19 protein-coding genes, 1 tRNA gene and 1 pseudogene are annotated in these 19,388 nt (G+C 62.6%); 13 read left to right on the forward strand and 8 right to left on the reverse strand.

Annotation, left to right across the window (positions count from 1 at the left end; translation table 11 throughout):
* Window positions 1–36: 36 nt before the first annotated feature.
* Complete coding sequence (locus NKI95_RS03075) at window positions 37–954, reverse strand: peptidylprolyl isomerase (protein ID WP_352714129.1); 918 nt, start codon at window positions 952–954, stop codon at window positions 37–39.
* 252 nt (window positions 955–1,206) lie between these two features.
* On the opposite strand from NKI95_RS03075, the gene secA reads away from it, so the two are divergent.
* The gene (gene secA, locus NKI95_RS03080) at window positions 1,207–3,939 is read left to right on the forward strand and encodes a preprotein translocase subunit SecA (protein WP_352714131.1); all 2,733 of its coding nucleotides are present in this window, start codon (window positions 1,207–1,209) and stop codon (window positions 3,937–3,939) included.
* A 286-nt stretch (window positions 3,940–4,225) separates the two neighbouring features.
* Here secA and NKI95_RS03085 read toward each other — a convergent pair whose 3' ends face one another.
* The 3 genes and pseudogenes from NKI95_RS03085 to NKI95_RS03095 all read right to left on the reverse strand — a co-directional run bounded on the left by NKI95_RS03085 (window position 4,226) and on the right by NKI95_RS03095 (window position 6,143).
* On the reverse strand, window positions 4,226–5,176 hold the full coding sequence (locus NKI95_RS03085; protein WP_352714133.1) for a 2-hydroxyacid dehydrogenase: 951 nt from the start codon (window positions 5,174–5,176) through the stop codon (window positions 4,226–4,228).
* A 228-nt stretch (window positions 5,177–5,404) separates the two neighbouring features.
* Window positions 5,405–5,562, reverse strand: a pseudogene (locus tag NKI95_RS03090) (IS1380-like element ISCARN79 family transposase); the annotation flags it as partial.
* Window positions 5,563–5,945: 383 nt separating this feature from the next.
* Window positions 5,946–6,143, reverse strand: coding sequence for a hypothetical protein (locus NKI95_RS03095; protein WP_352714136.1), 198 nt, complete (start codon window positions 6,141–6,143; stop codon window positions 5,946–5,948).
* A gap of 262 nt (window positions 6,144–6,405) precedes the next feature.
* On the opposite strand from NKI95_RS03095, the gene NKI95_RS03100 reads away from it, so the two are divergent.
* The 3 genes from NKI95_RS03100 to NKI95_RS03110 all read left to right on the forward strand — a co-directional run bounded on the left by NKI95_RS03100 (window position 6,406) and on the right by NKI95_RS03110 (window position 9,906).
* The gene (locus NKI95_RS03100; RefSeq protein ID WP_352714576.1) at window positions 6,406–7,806 is read left to right on the forward strand and encodes a lipopolysaccharide biosynthesis protein; all 1,401 of its coding nucleotides are present in this window, start codon (window positions 6,406–6,408) and stop codon (window positions 7,804–7,806) included.
* Window positions 7,806–9,086, forward strand: a complete 1,281-nt coding sequence (locus NKI95_RS03105; RefSeq protein ID WP_352714137.1) for a GNAT family N-acetyltransferase — start codon at window positions 7,806–7,808, stop codon at window positions 9,084–9,086. The genes NKI95_RS03100 and NKI95_RS03105 overlap by 1 nt, the downstream gene beginning before the upstream one ends.
* Before the next feature lie 211 nt (window positions 9,087–9,297).
* Window positions 9,298–9,906 carry a hypothetical protein gene (locus tag NKI95_RS03110; RefSeq protein ID WP_352714139.1) on the forward strand — a complete coding sequence of 203 codons (609 nt, stop codon included), beginning with the start codon at window positions 9,298–9,300 and terminating at the stop codon, window positions 9,904–9,906.
* A 107-nt stretch (window positions 9,907–10,013) separates the two neighbouring features.
* Here NKI95_RS03110 and NKI95_RS03115 read toward each other — a convergent pair.
* Window positions 10,014–10,098: transfer RNA gene (locus NKI95_RS03115), tRNA-Leu, on the reverse strand.
* A 272-nt stretch (window positions 10,099–10,370) separates the two neighbouring features.
* Here NKI95_RS03115 and NKI95_RS03120 point away from each other — a divergent pair.
* Both NKI95_RS03120 and NKI95_RS03125 read left to right on the forward strand, forming a co-directional pair.
* Window positions 10,371–10,958, forward strand: a complete 588-nt coding sequence (locus tag NKI95_RS03120) for a YqaA family protein (protein ID WP_023677958.1) — start codon at window positions 10,371–10,373, stop codon at window positions 10,956–10,958.
* A gap of 29 nt (window positions 10,959–10,987) precedes the next feature.
* Window positions 10,988–11,506, forward strand: coding sequence for a disulfide bond formation protein B (locus NKI95_RS03125; protein WP_352714140.1), 519 nt, complete (start codon window positions 10,988–10,990; stop codon window positions 11,504–11,506).
* Window positions 11,507–11,657: 151 nt separating this feature from the next.
* On the opposite strand, the gene NKI95_RS03130 is transcribed toward NKI95_RS03125, so the two are convergent.
* Together NKI95_RS03130 and NKI95_RS03135 are read right to left on the reverse strand one after the other, a co-directional pair.
* Window positions 11,658–12,215 carry an HNH endonuclease gene (locus NKI95_RS03130; protein WP_023677956.1) on the reverse strand — a complete coding sequence of 186 codons (558 nt, stop codon included), beginning with the start codon at window positions 12,213–12,215 and terminating at the stop codon, window positions 11,658–11,660.
* A 129-nt stretch (window positions 12,216–12,344) separates the two neighbouring features.
* Window positions 12,345–12,986 carry a DNA-3-methyladenine glycosylase family protein gene (locus tag NKI95_RS03135; RefSeq protein WP_352714142.1) on the reverse strand — a complete coding sequence of 214 codons (642 nt, stop codon included), beginning with the start codon at window positions 12,984–12,986 and terminating at the stop codon, window positions 12,345–12,347.
* Between the two features lie 122 nt (window positions 12,987–13,108).
* Between NKI95_RS03135 and gluQRS the strand changes: the two genes are divergently transcribed.
* Both gluQRS and NKI95_RS03145 read left to right on the forward strand, forming a co-directional pair.
* Window positions 13,109–14,002: a tRNA glutamyl-Q(34) synthetase GluQRS gene (gluQRS, locus tag NKI95_RS03140; protein ID WP_352714144.1), complete on the forward strand. Its 894-nt coding sequence runs from the start codon at window positions 13,109–13,111 to the stop codon at window positions 14,000–14,002.
* Window positions 14,003–14,134: 132 nt separating this feature from the next.
* Window positions 14,135–15,025 carry a DMT family transporter gene (locus NKI95_RS03145; protein WP_352714146.1) on the forward strand — a complete coding sequence of 297 codons (891 nt, stop codon included), beginning with the start codon at window positions 14,135–14,137 and terminating at the stop codon, window positions 15,023–15,025.
* Here NKI95_RS03145 and NKI95_RS03150 read toward each other — a convergent pair.
* Window positions 14,992–15,846, reverse strand: a complete 855-nt coding sequence (locus NKI95_RS03150) for a YihY/virulence factor BrkB family protein (protein WP_352714148.1) — start codon at window positions 15,844–15,846, stop codon at window positions 14,992–14,994. The genes NKI95_RS03145 and NKI95_RS03150 overlap by 34 nt on opposite strands.
* A gap of 57 nt (window positions 15,847–15,903) precedes the next feature.
* Between NKI95_RS03150 and NKI95_RS03155 the strand changes: the two genes are divergently transcribed.
* From NKI95_RS03155 to NKI95_RS03175, 5 genes are all read left to right on the forward strand, one after another.
* Window positions 15,904–16,770 (forward strand): SDR family oxidoreductase, encoded by an 867-nt coding sequence (locus tag NKI95_RS03155; protein ID WP_352714150.1) that lies wholly within the window; start codon window positions 15,904–15,906, stop codon window positions 16,768–16,770.
* A gap of 23 nt (window positions 16,771–16,793) precedes the next feature.
* Entirely contained in the window at window positions 16,794–16,985 is a 192-nt protein-coding gene (locus NKI95_RS03160) for a twin transmembrane helix small protein (protein ID WP_023677950.1), read from the forward strand.
* Between the two features lie 29 nt (window positions 16,986–17,014).
* Window positions 17,015–17,596, forward strand: coding sequence for a cob(I)yrinic acid a,c-diamide adenosyltransferase (locus tag NKI95_RS03165; protein WP_352714152.1), 582 nt, complete (start codon window positions 17,015–17,017; stop codon window positions 17,594–17,596).
* Between the two features lie 25 nt (window positions 17,597–17,621).
* Window positions 17,622–18,425, forward strand: a complete 804-nt coding sequence (locus NKI95_RS03170; RefSeq protein WP_352714154.1) for a rhomboid family intramembrane serine protease — start codon at window positions 17,622–17,624, stop codon at window positions 18,423–18,425.
* A 208-nt stretch (window positions 18,426–18,633) separates the two neighbouring features.
* Window positions 18,634–19,383, forward strand: a complete 750-nt coding sequence (locus NKI95_RS03175) for an electron transfer flavoprotein subunit beta/FixA family protein (RefSeq protein WP_023677947.1) — start codon at window positions 18,634–18,636, stop codon at window positions 19,381–19,383.
* Window positions 19,384–19,388: the final 5 nt, after the last annotated feature.

Below are 19,388 nucleotides of genomic sequence, written 5' to 3' on the forward strand. Positions count from 1 at the left end.
AGGGCGGCAGCGCGCCCTGTCGTAGCTCAATCTCGCCTACTTCGCGCTTTCCAGCGCGTCGACCGTCTTCTTCAGGTTCGCATCGGGGATGTCGACCTTGGCATTGGCGCGCAGCGATTTGACCAGCGCGAAATACTTGTCGCGGATAACCGCCTGACGGGCCTGGTCCTTGACCTGGTCGAACGCCGGCGGCTGCTTGGTGCGCTTGTCCTCGACCTTGATGACGTGCCAGCCGAACTGCGACTGCACCGGCTGCTCGGTGTATTTGCCGACCGCCAGCGCAAACACCGCCTTGTCGAATTCCGGCACCATCTGGCCAGGTCCGAACCAGCCGAGATCGCCGCCGCTGGTCTTGCCGCTCGGATCGCTGGTGTGCTCGTTGGCGAGTTTCTGGAAGTCGGCGCCGCCGTCGAGCTGCTTGATGATGGCGTCGGCCTCTTCCTTCGTCTTCACGAGGATGTGACGGGCGTGCACCTCGTTGGTGGGCGGCGTGTTGGCGATTTCCTGGTCGTAACGGGCGCGGACCTCGGCATCGGTGACCTTGTCGACGACGCCCTTCTCGACCATTTCGCCATGCAGCGCGCGCTGCTGCAGGAAGGCCATGCGGCGCTGGAAGTCGGGATCCTTGTCAAGGCCGGTGGTCACCGCCTGAGCCGCCATGACGCGGATTTCGATCGCCGCCGAAAGCGCCGCGGCGCGGCGCTGCTCGGGCGGAAGCTGCGCGAACTGCTGCGACAGCTCGCCCTCGGCAAGCCCAAGGTCTGCCTCGGTCAGCGTCTGGCCATTGATGGTGGCGACCACGGCGTTCGGATCGACCGGCTTGGCCGCCGGGGCGGGTGCTGCCGGCTGGGCAGGGGCGGCTTCCTGCGCCATCAGCGGCGACAGCGAGAGGGCCGACAGCCCGAATGCCAGACCAAGGCTGGCGAGCGACGCGCGGCGGAACAACAAGGACATTACGATTATCTCCAAAGCGGGGTAGCTAGAGCGGAATGGCTTCCAGACCAGCAGGATTGTGGCGGAATTTGGCGCGGTCGACAGGGCGAGCGCGGCGTTGACATCGAATGAGCCCCCTCTTATCTGTCCAACGACTTTGCGTCCAGAACCGTTTTCCGGGCGCTTTTTGCGCTTGTCCGCGTTCACGCGGATTTGATGGGGCCGGCCGGCGCCCGTCGCAATGACTTGGAATGCTATCGAAAGGGCCATTGGATGGTCAGTCTCGGCGGTCTCGCCCGTAAGGTTTTCGGCTCCTCCAACGATCGTCGGGTCAAATCGACCCGGCCGCGCGTCGAGGCGATCAATGCCATGGAAAACGAGATGCGGGCGCTCTCCGACGCCGAGCTTCAGGCCCGCACTGACAAATTCCGCCAGGACATCGCCAACGGCGCCAGCCTGGACGACCTCCTGGTGCCGGCCTTCGCCACTGTGCGCGAGGCCGCCCGCCGCGTGCTCGGCATGCGCCCGTTCGACGTGCAGCTGATCGGCGGCATGGTGCTGCACAATGGCGGCATTGCCGAGATGCGCACCGGCGAAGGCAAGACGCTGGTGGCGACGCTGCCGGTCTACCTCAACGCGCTCGCCGGCAATGGCGTCCATGTCGTCACCGTCAACGATTACCTGGCCACGCGCGACTCCGAATGGATGGGCCGCGTCTACAAATTCCTCGGCCTTAAGGTCGGCGTCATCGTCCATGGCCTGTCCGACGAGGAGCGCCGCGTCGCCTACGCCGCCGACGTCACCTACGCCACAAACAACGAGCTCGGCTTCGACTATCTGCGCGACAACATGAAATACGAGCGCGCCCAGATGGTGCAGCGTGGTCACAGCTACGCCATCGTCGACGAGGTCGATTCCATCCTGGTCGACGAAGCCCGCACGCCGCTGATCATTTCCGGTCCGCTCGAGGACCGTTCGGAAATGTACAACACCATCGACACCTTCATCATCCAGCTGCAGCCGCAGGACTACGAGATCGACGAGAAGCAGAAGACCTCGATCTTCACCGAGGAAGGCACCGAGAAGCTGGAGAACATGCTGCGCGATGCCGGCCTGCTCAAGGGCGAGTCGCTCTACGATGTCGAGAACGTCGCCATCGTCCACCACGTCAACAACGCGCTGAAGGCGCACCGGCTGTTCCAGCGAGACAAGGACTACATCGTCCGCAACGGCGAGATCGTCATCATCGACGAGTTCACCGGCCGCATGATGCCCGGCCGGCGCTATTCGGAGGGCCTGCACCAGGCGCTCGAAGCCAAGGAGCATGTGGCGATCCAGCCGGAGAACCAGACGCTCGCCTCGGTCACCTTCCAGAACTATTTCCGCCTCTACAAGAAGCTCGCCGGCATGACCGGCACGGCGCTGACCGAGGCCGAGGAATTCGCCAACATCTACAATCTCGACGTCACCGAGATCCCGACCAACCTGCCGGTCATCCGCATTGACGAGGACGACGAGGTCTACCGGACGGTCGAGGAGAAATACAAGGCGATCGTCAAGGAGATCAAGGAAGCCCGCGCCAAGGGCCAGCCGACGCTGGTCGGCACGACTTCCATCGAGAAGTCCGAGCAACTGGCCGAACGCCTGCGCAAGGAAGGTTTCAAGGATTTCGAGGTGCTGAACGCCCGCCACCACGAGCGCGAGGCGGCGATCGTCGCCCAGGCGGGCAAGCCCGGCGCCATCACCATCGCCACCAACATGGCCGGCCGCGGTACCGACATTCAGCTCGGCGGCAATGCCGACATGCGCATCGCCGAGGAGCTTGGCGACATGCCGGCCGGCCCCGAGCGGGAGGCCCGGGAAAAGGAAATCCGCGACGACATCGCCCGGCTGAAGGAAAAGGCGCTCGCCGCCGGCGGCCTCTACGTGCTGGCCACCGAGCGCCATGAATCGCGCCGCATCGACAATCAGTTGCGCGGCCGCTCGGGCCGCCAGGGCGACCCCGGCCGCTCGAAATTCTTCCTGTCGCTGCAGGACGATCTGATGCGCATCTTCGGTTCCGAGCGCATGGACGGCATGCTGCAGAAGCTCGGCCTCAAGGAAGACGAGGCGATCATCCATCCCTGGATCAACAAGGCGCTGGAAAAGGCGCAGAAGAAGGTCGAGGCGCGCAACTTCGATATCCGCAAGAACCTGTTGAAATATGACGACGTCTCCAACGACCAGCGCAAGGTGGTGTTCGAGCAGCGCATCGAGCTGATGGACGGCGAGGGCCTGTCCGAGACCATCACCGAGATGCGCGAAGGCGTCATCGAGGAGATCGTCGCCAAGAACATTCCCGAAAACGCCTATGCCGAGCAGTGGAACGTAGCCGGCCTCAAGGCCGAAATCGCCGAATTCCTCAATCTCGATCTGCCGGTCGAGGACTGGGTCAAGGAAGAAGGCATTGCCGAGGACGACATCCGCGAGCGCATCAGCCAGGCCGCCGAGGCCGCCGCCAAGGAGCGCGCCGAGCGTTTCGGCCCCGACGTGATGTCCTATGTCGAGCGCTCCGTGGTGCTGCAGACGCTCGACCATCTATGGCGCGAGCACATCGTCAATCTCGACCATCTGCGCTCGGTCGTCGGCTTCCGCGGCTATGCCCAGCGCGATCCGCTGCAGGAGTACAAGGGCGAAGCGTTCGAGCTGTTCCAGGCCATGCTGGGCAATCTGCGCCAGGCCGTCACCGCGCAATTGATGCGCGTCGAACTGGTCCGCCAGGCGGCCGACGCGCCGCCGCCCGAAGCCCCTGACATGTTCGGCAGCCACATCGACGGCAGCACCGGCGAAGACGATTTCGACGGCGGCGAGACGGCCGTGCTGGTCCGCCAGGAAAGCAACGCCATCGTCGCCCCCGAAGACCGCGACCCGAAGAACCCGGCGACCTGGGGCAAGGTCGGCCGCAACGAGGCCTGCCCGTGCGGGTCGGGCAAGAAGTACAAGCATTGTCATGGGGCGTTTGCGTAAGCACCCACCTCCCTTCTCCGTCATACGGGGAGAAGGTGCCCATAGGGCGGATAAGGGGCGGCAGAGGCGTTGGCGACTAGTCGATCTCCCCACTTGAGGGGGAGATGGCCGGCAGGCCACAGGGGGCGCTGTCCCGCCGATACCAAAATACGCATTTCGAATTTTCTGTATCTCGACCGTCGGTGGTGTTTCAGTTTGAAATCTAATAGCCGGGTGACGCACGCGCTGATGTCCGCGCTTCATGAAGATCGGAACCTGCTAAAGTGGGTAAAGACACTACTTCGATTCAATAACCCCGTTCGAGGTCGATCTTGTTGGACAGAGGCTCTCCTCTTGCGACTTGACCGCAGAGATCGGCGGCCTGATCGATTCCAGAATCCACCCAGAAGCTCGCGACATGAGGTGTGACGGTCACCTTGGGATGAGTCCACAACGGCGATGAAGCCTCCAGCGGTTCACGCTCAAACACGTCAAGACAAGCACCAGAAAGCTGACCTTCGTCGAGAGCGCGGATCAGGTCGGCTTCGTTGACATGCGCGCCCCTGCCGACATTCACAAGGTAGGCACCTCGCTTCATTTTTCCAAAGGCACTCGAGTTCAGTATCCCACGAGTGTCACCAGTCAGGGGAAGTGAACAGATAACGTAGTCGCGATTTGTGAGTGCGTCCGCAAGCTGGGCACGGCCAAAGTAGCTGTGTATACCAGGAAGCGTCTTTTGATGACGAGACCAGACTGCTGTGTCGTAGCCAAAGTCCGCAAACAGCTTTGCGGCCCAGCCACCGATCCGGCCCGCACCCAGCACAACAATTCTTGTCTCGGAGATCTTCCGCGGCGCGATCGGATTCCACAACTTGCGGGCTTGTAGACTCATGTAATCCGCAACATGCCGTTGCTGGCAGAGAACGCGAAGGACGATGTACTGCACCACTTCCGAAGCCTGCTCACGCGTTGCGAGCCTGATGAGCGGAACACTCTTGGGAAAGCTCTGAAGATCAATACCCTCGACACCGGCTCCCAAATAGACGACGGCGCTTAGCCCCGTCATGGCATCAAAAAAGCCAGGACTGGCGCCCTTGTCGATCAGCACAATATCTATGTCACTTTTGTTCCCGGCGTCTGGCCAAAGCCTGAATTCCAGCTGCGGCACACGGGTTTTCAGCTCAGCAGCCCATACTTGTGCATCAATGTAGTCAGGATACTCATTGACCATCAGAACGGTAATGGGCTCGCCTAACACTTCGCCCCTCCCAGATTCAGGTAATCAGGCATCCACCGGATTACCAGTCTGTTGAGACTGAGGTTTGCGAAACTGGCACCAGTAGCAAGACCAGACCCCGGCAAAAATGGCGTTGGTGATCCGCCAAAGCCGTGATGTCTGCCCGCTGCTGGCCGAGGATATCGATTTCGCTTTCTTCAAGGCATAGTTCTCCCCTGGTTTTGCTGGAACGCATGACAACCGGGCCGGTCACGCCGGTGATGGATGGGGCGATGGCCGGAGTTCCGCGATCAGCCGCAGGATGTCGGTGAAGAGTTGCCTCGGGATAGCGACCTCCGCATCTGGAAGGCGACATAACGCCCATGGCTGATAACCTCGGCACCGATCTTGATGAGCTTCTTTGTGAGCTGGTAAGTGGTGCCAGAACATCCTTCCTGCTGTCGGCACTGTGGACGTTGCCGGGACGCAGGGCACAGCGTTCGAGGTCACCTAGCTGGTTGAATTCCACGCATCCCTCTTCTGGGATAGAGATTCTTGCAAAAGCCTATTTCGGCAGATGCTGCGATCAGGTTTTCACTGGCGGCTATGTTTGGCGATCTCAGCCCGACGCTCTGGCCTCATAATCTCGGCCCGCTTCTTGCCGCCTTTCGCGCCCAGCGCTTTCGCGGCAGGTCTTTGCCGTCGTCAATCACGTCGTCGGCTTCCTCGCCAGTGGCAATGCGCATGACGCGAACGGCATTGCCGATAATGTCGGCGGGGCGCTTCTGGCCTTTAGGTCCGGTTGGGATTCCTAGTTCTCCGCATGGCTAAAGACGACAGCGCCGTTGTCCTTACGAACTTCAACGGACACGATTCCATCGTCACCCTTTCGGGTTTGGAACATGGAGGTTGCATGATCTTTCGCGGTCTTCTCCTCGTCGAAGATCACCTTGTCGACGATGCCATGCCTTCCATACCAGATGACAGTGTAGACCATTGTTGCTGCCATGCATTCCGCTAAGCATATAGGCGTTTTCGCATATGGGGCAAACTAGATAGGCGTTTCCGCGTATTTCAAACTGAGACACTACCGAGCAGGGTGAAGGGCTGCGCGAATGATGAATATGAAGCCGCGCACCCGCCCCTCATCCGCCTGCCGGCACCTTCTCCCCGTATAGAGACGGGGCGAAGGAGGCCCACCCAACCGTTTCTTAATGTGTTTTCGCTACACGCATAGCCAGAAAAGAGGCGGAAAACGGAGTGTGATCGGGGTGCGCTTTTCCGCGGCGACGACAGCCGGGCGGTTCTTGCCGCAGCGCCTTGCGCTGCGCATCAGGCCGCTGCTTGGCCTGATCGATGCCGTGCTGTTCACCGCCGGCGCGCGCGGCGAGGCCGGCCGCATGTCGCTGATCGCCTTTTCGGTCCGCATCGTCAGCGCCGTCATCGCCTTCGTCAGCCAGGTCCTGATGGCGCGCTGGATGGGCTCGTTCGAATACGGCATTTTCGTCCTCGTCTGGGTGACGATGGTCATCGTCGGCAATCTCGCCTGCCTCGGTTTCCACACCTCGATCATCCGCTTCATCCCCGAATATCGCGAGCGCGGCATGATGGCAGAATTGCGCGGCATCGTGCAGGCCAGCCGGCTGTTCGTGCTGATTGCCTCCACCGTGATCGCCGGCCTCGGCGCGCTCGGCGTCTGGCTGCTGTCGGCCTTCATCGAAAACTATTATGTCGTGCCGTTCATCCTCGGCATCATCTGCCTGCCGATGATCGCCATGTCCGACCTTCTGCAAGGGCTGGCGCGGGCCAATTCCTGGGCGCTGTTCGCGCTGTCGCCGACCTTTCTGGTGCGGCCGCTGCTGATCCTGGCGTTCATGGCGCTGATGCTGCTGGCGGGCTACGCGCCCGACGCCAAAACGGCGATCTTCGCCGCCATCGCCGCCACCTATGCCACCACGCTCGGCCAGCTCATCGGCGTCACCTCGCGGATGGACAAAAGGATCCCGGCCGGGCCGATGAAGCTGCATTTCGGCCAATGGTTCATCGTCTCGCTGCCGATCTTCCTGGTCGAGAGCTTCTTCTTCCTGCTCACCAATGCCGACGTGCTGATGGTCGGCGCCTATCTCGATCCCAACGACGTCGCTGTCTATTTCGCCACCGTCAAGACGCTGGCGCTGGTGCATTTCGTCTATTTCGCCGTCAAGGCCGGCGTTGCCCAGCGCTATGCCCAGTTCACCCATGGCGAGCCGCACAAGCTCGCCGCCTTCGCCCGCGAAACCGTGTCGTGGACGTTCTGGCCGTCGCTGGCGATGGCGCTGCTGGTGCTGGCGCTGGGCGAGCCGATGCTGACCCTGTTCGGCCCGGAATTTTCCGCCGGCTATCCGCTGCTGTTCCTGCTGGTGTTCGGCGTCGTCGCGCGGGCCGCCGTCGGCCCTTGCGAAAGCCTGCTCACCATGAGCGGCAACCAGAACATCTGCGCCGCCGTCTATGCCATGACGTTGGCCTTCAACATCGCGCTCAGCGTCGTGCTGATCCCGCTCTTCGGCCTGTGGGGCGCGGCGATGGCCACCGTCTTCGCCATGATCTTCGAGGCCGGCGCGCTGTCCTTCACGGTCTGGCGCAAGCTCGGCATCGCCATGGCCATTTTCGTGCCCGCCAAAGGAGCCGCCTGATGGCTGCCGTCCCCTTGCTCGAGGAAACCAGCGGCGGCCCGGCCGGCGCCATGGTGTCCGGCCTTGCCGGGCTTGCCCGCGAAGCCGACCCCGCCCATGTCGAGATCCTCGCCAACAACCGGCCCGAGCGCAAGCTTGCCATCTATCCGGCCTCCGCCGGCTTCGACCTGGTCGAGGAGCTCGACTATCTCTGCACCCGCACGATCGATCCCAACGTCTTCTTCAATCCGCGCTTCCTGGCGCCGGCCATGCCGAGGCTCGAGGACCGCGAGGTGCGGCTGGCGGTCATCCGCGACGGCGACCAGTATCGCAACCGGCTGCGCCTGCTGGTGCCGTTCTCGGTCGAGCGGCCGATGGTGCCGCTCGGGGTTCCCGTGATGCGCACCTGGTCGAGCCCGTTCGGCCCGATCGGCACGCCGCTGATCGACCGCGACGATCCGATCGGCGTGATCGAGGATTTCTTCTCGATGCTGTCGAGGCCGCATCTCAAACTGCCGAAGGTCTTCGTGCTGCCCGACATAAGGCTGGACGGCCCGGTTGCGAGCCTGCTCGCCAGCGTCGCCGAAACGCGCGGCCTGACGCTGGTCACCACCGGCAAGGCCGAGCGCCCGGTGCTCGAAAGCGAGCTCGACGGCGAGGAGTATCTGAAAGCTTCGCTGCGCGCACACCATTATCGCGAGTTCCGCCGCCTGAAGCGCCGCCTCGCCGACCTCGGCCGGCTGGAGCATGTCGTGGCGCGCGGGCCGGACGAGATCCGCCACGCCATCGAAAATTTCCTGACGCTGGAGGCTGCCGGCTGGAAAGGCCGCGAGCGCACCGCCATGGCGATCGACCGCTACCGCGCCGCCTTCGCCCGCGAAGCGGTGCACCGGCTGGCCGAGCAGGATCTCTGCCGCATCCATTCGCTGACGCTCGACGGCCGCACCATCGCCTGCCTGGTCGTCTTCGTCGAGGCCGGCGTCGCCTACACCTGGAAGACCGCCTATGACGAGACGCTCGCTGCCTATTCGCCGGGCACGCTGCTGATGATCGAGGTGACCAGGCAGCATCTCGACGACCCCAACATCATGATGACCGATTCCTGCGCGGTGCCCGACCATCCGGTGATGAGCCGGCTGTGGTCTGAACGCAAGCCGATGGGCACGCTGGTGATCGGGCTGACGCCGGACGCCGACCGCCCCGCCCGCCAGGCGGCGTCGCAGCTTCACCTTTACCGCGAAACCCGCAACATGGCGCGCCTGCTGCGCAACCGGATGAGGAGCCTGCTGCGGCGGCGCTAGTGCATCGGGTCCAAAGTGGGACCCGGCCGTCCGTCTCCGCACCATCGGCCCGCTTGGGCCTAGGTCGTCAGGGTTAATTCTCCCGATCGGCGGAAAGGATTAGCATCGACGCAGTCCCAACCGGGATGAGGCGATCAATTTCGGCCGCGCGTCCAGCATCACTGCCGCCTCGGTCCTGCACGGCCAGAACAAAAAAATCTGGGAGGAATGCATGACGAAAACAACTCACCTCAGGCGTCTCGGTATCCTCGCCTTGGCAGGTCTCGTTGGCGCGTGTCTGAACGCCGCCACTCCTCGGGCCGCCGAACCCGACAAGGCCGAGATCGATGCCCTGCGTAAATCGCTGTCCAGGTATGAAGACTACAAGGTTGCCATTCGCGAGCTTTATCTATCGACGGTTGGATGCGTCTTCTACAGCGGCGAAAAGGTAGAGGGAGCGATGGACTACCCGAAGGGCGCGATGGGCATCCATTTCGTCAACGTCACGACTGTCGGCCCGACTGCGGATCCGACGCGCCCCAATGTGCTGATCTATGAGCCGGTCGGTAACGAATTGCGCCTGGTCGGCGCGGAATGGCTCGTGCCCTTGACGCCCGACACCAAGGAGCCGCCGAAGCTTTTCGGACAGACATTCCAGGGGCCGATGGAGGGGCATTATCCGCTCATCCCGAAGGAGTTCCACCACTACGACCTTCACGCCTGGCTGTTCAAGGACAACCCGCTCGGAATGTTCAGCCCGACGAACCCGGACGTGAAATGCGACAATTATGCGTTCCCGATGCCGGAGCAGCCGACCAAGATGGTGCCGGGGCCGATGTGATAGCGACCTCCGTTACAGTCTGGGTTGTCGAAAGCGCTCGGGGCCTCAGTTATCCCAGGAGGCTCCTGGGATAACGACCAAACCGAGCTCTCTCGACGGATGGGAAATGGTGCCCCTAGCCGGGATCGAACCAGCACTCCTTGCGGAACTCGATTTTGAGTCGAGCGCGTCTACCAATTCCGCCATAGGGGCTCAGGCCGGGCGGCCTGGATGGGCGCGGACTATACGGTTGGAGGCCTGTTCGTCAACGGCCAATTCCCGAGATCCGGTCTCGCTCAAGCCTCAGCCTTTCGATTTCGTGAAGCAGCTGCCATTGTGCAGCGCGGAAAATCTTTCTAGACAGGCGGCGCATGTCATTGAAGCACCTTGTCCGACGAGGTTGATGCGGGGGCGCTTCCAAGTCTTGTTTGTACATGTCGTGATCCCAAGACCGCTACTGGTTTGGGCGTGCATTAGGAGTGCCGATGCTTCGCGGACTTTACGACTGGACCTTGTCGCTGGCGGCGAGCAAATCCGCCGAATGGTGGCTGGCCTTCATCGCCTTCGTCGAGAGCTCGGTGTTCCTGGTGCCGGCCGACGTCCTCTATCTGCCGATGGCGCTGTCGCGACCGGATCGCGCTTACCGTTATGCGCTGGTTGCCACCGTCGCCTCGGTGCTGGGAGGCATCGCCGGCTGGTTCATCGGCCATTATGCCTATGATGCGGTGGCGCGGCCGATCCTCGAATTTTATGGCAAATATGACGAGTTCGAGGCGATGCGGGTCTCGTCGGGTGTCGGCTTCATCATCCTGATGCTGGTCACCTCCGGCCTCGCCCATCTGCCGCCGATCAAGGTCGTGACGATCCTGTCCGGCGTCATCGGCGTTCCTTTGCTGCTTTTCATCGTGCTGGCAATTGTTGCCCGCGGAGCCCGCTTCCTGTTTCTCGCGTGGCTCTTGCGCCGCTATGGCGAGCCGATCCGCCACTTCATCGAAAAGCGCCTTGGCCAAATTGCGGGCGCCGCCGCCGCTGCCCTGATTTTGCTCTATATCGTCGTCAAATACGCCGTCTGAACGGCATCGAACCGAATGGACTGAGTCCGATGACAGCGACCGTGAATCCCGATACCGGACGCCAGCGGCTGCGCACCGCCCTGTTTCTCGCTGTCGCCATGGCCGCCACGGTCGGCTCGGCGCTGGCCTTCCAGTATCTCGGCGGCTACATCCCCTGCAAGCTCTGCCTCGAGCAGCGCACCCCTTACTACGTCGGCGTGCCCTTGATGCTGCTGGCGGTGCTTGCGTCGGCTCTTCAGGCGCCAGCCTGGATAAGCCGTGGCCTGCTGGCCATTGGCGGCCTGCTGATGCTCTACGGCGTCTATCTCGGCGTTTATCACTCCGGCGTCGAATGGGCGTGGTGGCCGGGCCCGACCGATTGCACCGCAGCCGCCGGGCCGGTGGACACCGGCGGCAAGGGCGTGCTCGACGCGCTCGACAAATTCGTCCCGCCCTCCTGCGACAAGGCGGCGCTCCGCATCCTCGGCCTGTCCTTGGCTGGCTGGAACGCCATCGCCAGCTTCGTCCTCGCCGCAGTCGCCTTCCGCGGAGCATTTGCCCGAGATTAGTCTAGCGCGGCGCGAGATCATCCAAGAATTCGGCAGGCTGAGTCGTATGAAGTGATTTTCGAGAACCGCAGCGGAGCGTACTAAAGTACGTGAGCACCGGAAGCGCAGAAAATCGCTTCAGACGGCCTGCCTCCCGAATTATCGGATGATCTCAAGGTTCGAGTTCGACATCCCAGTACAGATAATCCATCCAGCTTTCGTGCAGATGGTTGGGCGGGAACAGCCGGCCGTTATTATGCAAATCATGCACCGTCGGCTGGTAGGGCTTCTGCAGCGGCCACATCTTGGCGTGGGCCGGCATCATGCCGCCCTTCCTCAGATTGCAGGGCGAGCAGGCAGCGACGACATTCTCCCAGGTCGTGGCGCCGCCGCGATGGCGAGGAATGACATGGTCGAACGTCAGATCGTCCGGCGTGCCGCAATATTGGCACTGGAAACGGTCGCGCAGGAAGACGTTGAAACGGGTAAACGCCGGATGCCTCGACGGCTTCACATAAGCCTTCAGGCTGACGACGCTCGGCAGCTTCATCGAAAAGGTCGGTGACGAGACGGCGTGTTCGTATTCGGCGACGATGTTCACCCTCTCGAGGAACACCGCTTTGATGGCATCCTGCCAGGACCAGAGCGACAGGGGGTAATAGCTGAGCGGACGGTAATCCGCATTCAGCACCAGCGCTGGAAGCCCATCCGGAGATACGGCAACCGTCACGTCGTTGACCTCCTTCACCCTAGAACCGGTCGACGCGGATACTGTAAGCCCGACATGACAGGGATGTGAAGCGGATTGTCGATCATGCCGGGTCTCAAAAACGCATGATTTCAATGCTTTTTTGCGGATTCAGGCCGGAGGCGCGGCATCCCTGCCCTTCAATTCGCGATAATAAGCCCAGAAAAGCCGCGATGCGACACCGCGCCACGGGCTCCATGATTCGGCAAGCCGGATCAGCATTTTCTCCGGCGGACGCGGGTCGATGCCGAGCGCATGGCCGACCGCGCTCTGCAACGCAACGTCGCGCGCCGGAAAGATATCTGGGTGTCCGGCGGCAAACAAAAGGTAGACTTCAGCCGTCCACGGGCCGATGCCCGGCACCCTGGTCATGGCGGCGATAGCCTCGCTTGCATCGAGCCGGCAGAGGTGATCGAGGTCGAGCCCGTCGGCCACCGCCTGGGCGACGGCAATCAGGCCGCGCTGCTTGGGCCGCGACAGTCCAGCGTTGCGAAAGATCGCCTCATCGGCGGCAAGAATCGCCTGCGGCGTCAGCGGGTCGAGCAGTTTCGTCAGCCGGCCGAAGATGGCGTCAGCGCTCGCGCGGGACACTTGTTGTGAAACGACGATCGAAGCAAGGCTTCTGAACCCCGACTCCGACAACCTGAGCGGCACTTCGCCGGCCATGCCGCGCACCTTGTCCAGGCGCGGATCAAGCAGGCACAGCGCGTCCAGGCCTTCTACAATGTCGTCAAGGTTGGCGATGCGTTGCATGTCTGCTTGTTCCAAAATCAAAAGTGCCGCACGCTTCGTCACGCGTCCCTCTGGACGCGCGACGCTGCCGGCGCAAAGTAGCAATTGGCGAAAGCGCCGCACAACCCGATTGCCGCCGGACAATGACACTGCTGACATTCCGCTTCGCGCCGAGCCCGAACGGCGAACTGCATCTCGGCCATGCCTATTCGGGCCTGCTCAACCAGAAAATGGTAAAGGCCACGGGCGGACGCCTGCTGCTGCGCATCGAGGATATCGACACGACGCGCTGCACGCCGGAATTCGAGGCAGGCATTTTTCGCGACCTGAAATGGCTGGGGCTTGGCTGGGAGGAACCGGTGCGCCGCCAGTCCGAGCATTTTGCCGAATATCGGGCGATGCTCGAGCGGCTGATCAAGGAAGAGCTTGTCTATCCGGCCTTCATGAGCAGGAGTGAGATCCGCGCCTTTATCGCCGACAGCGAGAAGCGCGGCCGCGACTGGCCCCGCGACCCGGACGGCGTGCCGCTCTATCCCGCCGCCGACAAGGCGTTGACGGCGAGCGAACGCAAGCGGCGCATCGCCGAAAATGTGCCATTTGCCTGGCGGCTGGACGTCGATGCTGCAATAGCGCGCGCCGGCAAGGACCTGTCATGGGCCGAATACACGGACGAGACGCTCTCCGCGACGCGTCGTGTCGAAGCCCATCCGCAGGATTGGGGCGACGTGGTCGTGGCGCGCCGCGAAATCCCGACCAGCTATCATCTCGCCGTCACCATGGACGACGCGCTGCAGGGCGTCAGCCATGTCGTGCGCGGCCAGGACCTTTATTCCGCGACCAGCGTGCAGCGGCTGCTTCAGCAACTGCTTGGGCTGCCGCAGCCGGCCTATTTTCACCATCGCCTGATCCTCGGCCCAGACGGACGAAAGCTGTCGAAGAGTCTTGGTGATACCGGCCTTGCCGTCCAGCGTAAGGCGGGCGCATCGCCCGCCGATGTCAAGCGGCTGGTCGGTCTCTGGACTAGACCGGTGAGCTGACGGCCATCAACGGCGCTCCTTCAATTCAAATGACTCTATGGATCAACCGTTTGGTTTTGCTTGCCGGCCCGAACGGCATTAAGCAGTCGCCGCAGTCGATCCCTCACCCGAATTCATCGCGGCCTCCGGAAAATGCACAGCCTCAAGCGGTTCATCCCCGCCTCTTTCGTCGTCCTGTGGGCGACCGGCTTCATCGGCGCGCGCTATGCCATGCCGTGGGCGGAGCCCTTTACGTTCCTGGCCGCGCGCTTTGTCCTGGCCGCAATCCTGCTTGTCGCTTTGATGGCCGCACTTGGTTCGAGCCGCGCCACCCGCGATGAGGCGCTGCACGCGACCGGTGCCGGCATCCTGATGCATGGCATCTATCTCGGCGGCGTGTTCTGGGCCATCCACCGGGGCATGCCCGCCGGGCTTTCAGCCCTGATCGTCGGCCTGCAGCCGCTGATCACGGCGGTGCTCGCCGGCCGGCTTCTGGGCGAGGCCATCCTGCCGCGCCACTGGGCCGGTCTCGGCCTCGGGTTGATCGGCGTGGTGATCGTGCTTTGGCCGAAGCTCGGCGCGCTCGGCGGCGGCGTGACGGCCGAGACGCTGGTCGCCTCATTTGTCTCCGTACTCGGCATGAGCGCCGGCACCATCTGGCAGAAGCGCTTTGCTTCCGGCGGCGATCTGGTGGCTGCCACGTTCTGGCAATATGTCGGCGGCGCATCGGTGATGGCTCTGGCCTCGCTCGCCTTCGAGACCCGAACGGTCATCGTCAATGGCGAACTGATCTTTGCTATGGCCTGGCTCGTGCTGGTGCTATCGATCGGCGCCATCTTCCTGTTGATGGTGATGATCCGCGACGGCGAGATGTCGAAGGTCGCCTCGCTGTTTTACCTCGTGCCGGCCGTCACCGCGGTCATCGCCTGGGCATTGTTCGGTGAGCAATTGAGTCCGCTCCAGATCGGCGGCATGGCGATCGCGACGCTCGGCGTCGGGCTGGCGACGGCTCAGCCGCCGACGCGGGCACGCGCCTCTAAATAGCGGCTGATCGCGGCGTTGAGCTCGCCACCGAGGATGAAGATCGCTGAGACGATATAGAGGAACACGACGGCGATCATGATCGAGGCGAGGCCGGCATAGGTCGTCACATAGGACGAGAAATGATCGAGATAGGCGGCGAAGATGGTCGACCCGATGAGCCAGCCGACCAGCGTGAAGATGATGCCAGGCACGATCGAAACGAAGCGGCGCTTGCCGGCCGGCAACCAGAAATGCACGGCGAACAGGCCGCCGATGATGACGACCGAGGCGATGACGTAACGCCACAGCGTGATCGTGCCCATATAGGGTTTTATCCATTCGAAATGCGACTCGGCCAGCCGTGCCAGCAATGGCGCGAAGACCAGCAGCACGCTGATGGCCAAAAACCCGGCCGTCGCGATCAGCACGAAGATGATGCTCTGCACTCGCCGGTAGATGATGCCGCGCGTTTCCGAGACACGATAGGCCCGGTTGAGCGAAATGCGCAGCGCCTCGATGCCGTTCGAGGCGAAGTATCCTGCAAGCACGATACCGTAGGTCAACAGGTCACTGCGCCGGACAGTAAGCACGTTGAGCACCTCGCGCGCGATCGGTTTGGCGATCTGCTCGGGCCATGTGTCGAACACAAGGTGCACGGCGGTGTCGGCGAAAGCCTGCGCGCCGAAAAAACTCGCCAGCGTCGTGGCGAAGATCAGGAAAGGAAAAAGCGCCATCAGCGCGGTGATCGCCAGATGGCTGGCCATTGCCCAGCCGTCGTCGGTGTTGAAATGGCCGAGCGCGTCGTAGAGGACGCGTTTGAGGGCTACGATCTTCCGCAACAAGAACCGCGTTCCCTTCGATTGTCCCGACGCCGCGAATATGGGAAGGGTTTGCGGTAAATGACAACCCTAGGTCAAACCACCATTCCTCCCGGAGAAGAGTTGCGCACCATCATTGTCACAGGTGCCTCTTCCGGTATAGGCGCCTATTGCGCCCGAGCGCTGAGGGCGGAAGGCTGGCGGGTGTTCGCAACGGCCCGAAGGCCCGAGGATATCGCCGCGCTCGAGGCCGACGGCATTGAGGCCTTTTATCTGGACTACACCGAGCCCGGATCGATCGAGGCGCTGGTGGCGTCGGTGCTGGAACGGACCGGCGGCCGGCTCGATGCGCTCTTCAACAACGGCGCCTACGGACAGCCCGGCGCCGTCGAGGACCTGCCGGTCGAGGCTTTACGGCAGCAGTTCGAGGCCAATGTCTTTGGCTGGCATGATCTAACTCGCCGCGTCGTACCGGTGATGCGCCGCCAGGGCCATGGCCGTCTCGTTCATTGCTCGTCGATCCTCGGCCTCGCGCCGCTGCCTTTCCGCGGCGCCTACTCGGCATCGAAGCACGCCGTCGAAGGATTGATGCTAAGCCTGCATCAGGAACTCCTCGGCAGCGGCATCCATGTTTCGCTGATCGAGCCGGGAGCGGTGAAATCGAAGATCGCCACCAACAGCCTCCCCTGGTTCCTGGCAAATATCGATCACGAGAATTCCGTTCATCGCCTCGCCTATGCGGCGCAACTTAAACGGCTGCGGGCCGGCGGCAGCACATCGCGGCTGAAGCCCGGGCCGGAGGTGGTTTATGCCGCCTTGCACCATGCGCTTCTGTCGCGGCGCCCGCGCCCGCATTATGTGGTAACAGTGCCGGCCAGGATCGGCGCGATCCTTAAACGCATCCTGCCGTCATCGATACTCTACCGCCTGCTCGCCAAACGCGCCTGAACGCAATCCAACTGGAACACACCATGGCAACCGTCTTCAACATCCTCGCCGTTCTCGTCATGGTCGCCGTGGTGATCGTGCTGATCCGCGGCCTCATCAACATGATGCGCGGCGGCTCCAGCATGACCTCCAACAAGCTGATGCAGACGCGCGTGCTGTTGCAGTTCGTGGCCTTGGTGCTGATCATGCTGGCGGTGTATTTCACCCGTAAGTGACGCAGCAGCCACCAGCCGGGAGGTAACCCGTGGTCAAGCTCAACAAGATCTACACCCGCACTGGCGACGATGGCACGACCGGCCTCGGCTCTGGTGAGCGGCGGCTGAAATCCGACCTTCGCATCGACGCCTACGGCACCGTCGACGAGGCCAATGCCTGCATCGGCATGGCCCGCATTCATACAGCGGCAATGAATCCGGCGATCGATGCGATGCTCGGCCGCATCCAGAACGACCTTTTCGATCTCGGCGCCGATCTGGCAGTCCCCGATAATGGCAAGCCGCTCGACTACGAGCCGTTGCGCATCATCGCCTCGCAGACCGACCGCATCGAACAGGATATCGATCTCCTCAACAAGGACCTTGAGCCGCTCAAATCCTTCGTGCTCAACGGCGGCACGCCGGCAGCGGCTGCCCTTCACCTCGCCCGTACGGTGGCCCGACGCGCCGAGCGCATCATGGTGGCGCTGTCGCAAGCTCCAGACGAGCACGTCAACCGCGAGGCGATAAGATACATCAACCGTGTCTCGGACTTTCTGTTCGTCGCCGCACGCGCGGTCAATGACAATGGAAATGCCGACGTGCTATGGGTTCCCGGCAAGAACCGCTGAATCCGCCGGAAGCGGGAGAGGCCCGATGTTCATCCCGCTTTACGACACCAACCGGCTGCGGCACATCAAGCTGCAATATGTAACGATCAGCCTGATCGCGCTAAACGTGCTGGTCTACTTTGTCACGACGCTTGGCGGGGAGGATTTCGCCAACGCCGCGGTGCTGGGCCTCGGCTTCATCCCGTCGGTTGTGCATGACAGCGTCGAGCTCGCTCCGCAATTTGTCGTCATTCCGGAAAGCCTGAGCTATCTGACCTATTCCTTCCTGCACGCGGATACCTTCCATCTCGGCGGCAACATGCTGTTCCTGTGGGTGTTCGGTGACAATGTCGAGGATGCACTCGGCCATGTCCGCTACCTCGTCTTCTACCTGCTTTGCGCCATCGCCGGCGCTTTCTTCCAGGGTCTGGTGGCCTGGGATTCGCCGGTGCCGCTGATCGGCGCGTCGGGCGCCATCGCCGGTGTCGTCGCTGCCTACCTGATCCTTTATCCGCGGGTGAAGGTATGGGTGCTGGTCTTCGCACGCATCCCGTTGCGCATCCCGGCCTTCATCCCGCTCATCCTGTGGATCCTGTTCCAGATCTTCATGTTCGCGCAGGGAGGCGAGGATCAGGTTTCCTGGGCCTGCCATATTGGCGGCATCATCGCTGGAGCCGTGCTGGTGCTTGTCTTGCGCAGCCGCGGCGTGCCGCTGCTCGCCGCTGCGGATGAAGAGACTGTGGTGGTCGCCGGCCAGGTGCCCGTAGCCGTGGAGCCGGCGCCAAGCGAACCACAACCTGCGCAGCAGGCGCCGCGCTGGGGCCGGGGGACCGTTTCCGGTCCGGACTGAACCGATTTGAGTGCTTCGCCGAGGATCCGAGTGCGCCCCGGATATTGACGCGCGAGGTCGCCGCAACTACGGAAGCGCCACCCTACTGGCGTGGCGAAGACCAGAATTCCGTCCGGAATGTCGGCTTTCGACAACTCTGAAGAGGTGCACGCTGCTATAGCGCGCCCGACGAGCGTGAAGAGACTATCGTGAAAGAGGTGACAGGCAAATGAAGATCCTTGTGCCCGTGAAGCGGGTTGTGGATGCGAACGTCAAGGTCCGGGTGAAGGCGGACGGTTCGGCGGTGGAACTCGCCAACGTCAAGATGGCGATGAACCCGTTCGACGAGATCGCGGTGGAAGAGGCGATCCGGCTGAAGGAGGCTGGCAAGGCCGAAGAGATCATCGTCGTGTCGATCGGGCCGCAGCAGGCACAGGAGACCTTGCGCACCGCGCTCGCCATGGGCGCCGACCGCGCCATCCTGGTCAAGACCGACGAGCAGACCGAGCCGCTGGGCGTCGCCAAGGTGCTGAAGGGCGTCGTAGAGGCAGAACAGCCCGGCCTGGTCATTCTCGGCAAGCAGGCGATCGACGATGATTCCAACCAGACCGGCCAGATGCTGGCCGCACTTCTCGGCTGGGCGCAGGGCACCTTCGCCTCCAAGATCGTGCTCGACGGTGACAAGGCCACGGTGACGCGCGAGGTCGATGGCGGCCTGCAGACGCTGGAACTGAAGATGCCGGCAATCGTCACGGCCGATTTGCGGCTGAACCAGCCACGCTACGCGTCGCTGCCCAACATTATGAAGGCCAAGAAGAAGCCGCTCGACGAGAAGAGCCCTGCCGACTACGGCGCCGACGTCAAGCCGCGGCTGAAAGTGATCAAGACCGAGGAGCCGGGCGGCCGCAAAGCGGGCGTCAAGGTCAAGAGCGTCGCCGAACTGGTGGACAAGCTGAAAAACGAAGCCGGCGTGCTGTGAGGCCA

This window comes from Mesorhizobium sp. M0306 (genome assembly GCF_040321655.1).
GTDB lineage: Bacteria > Pseudomonadota > Alphaproteobacteria > Rhizobiales > Rhizobiaceae > Mesorhizobium.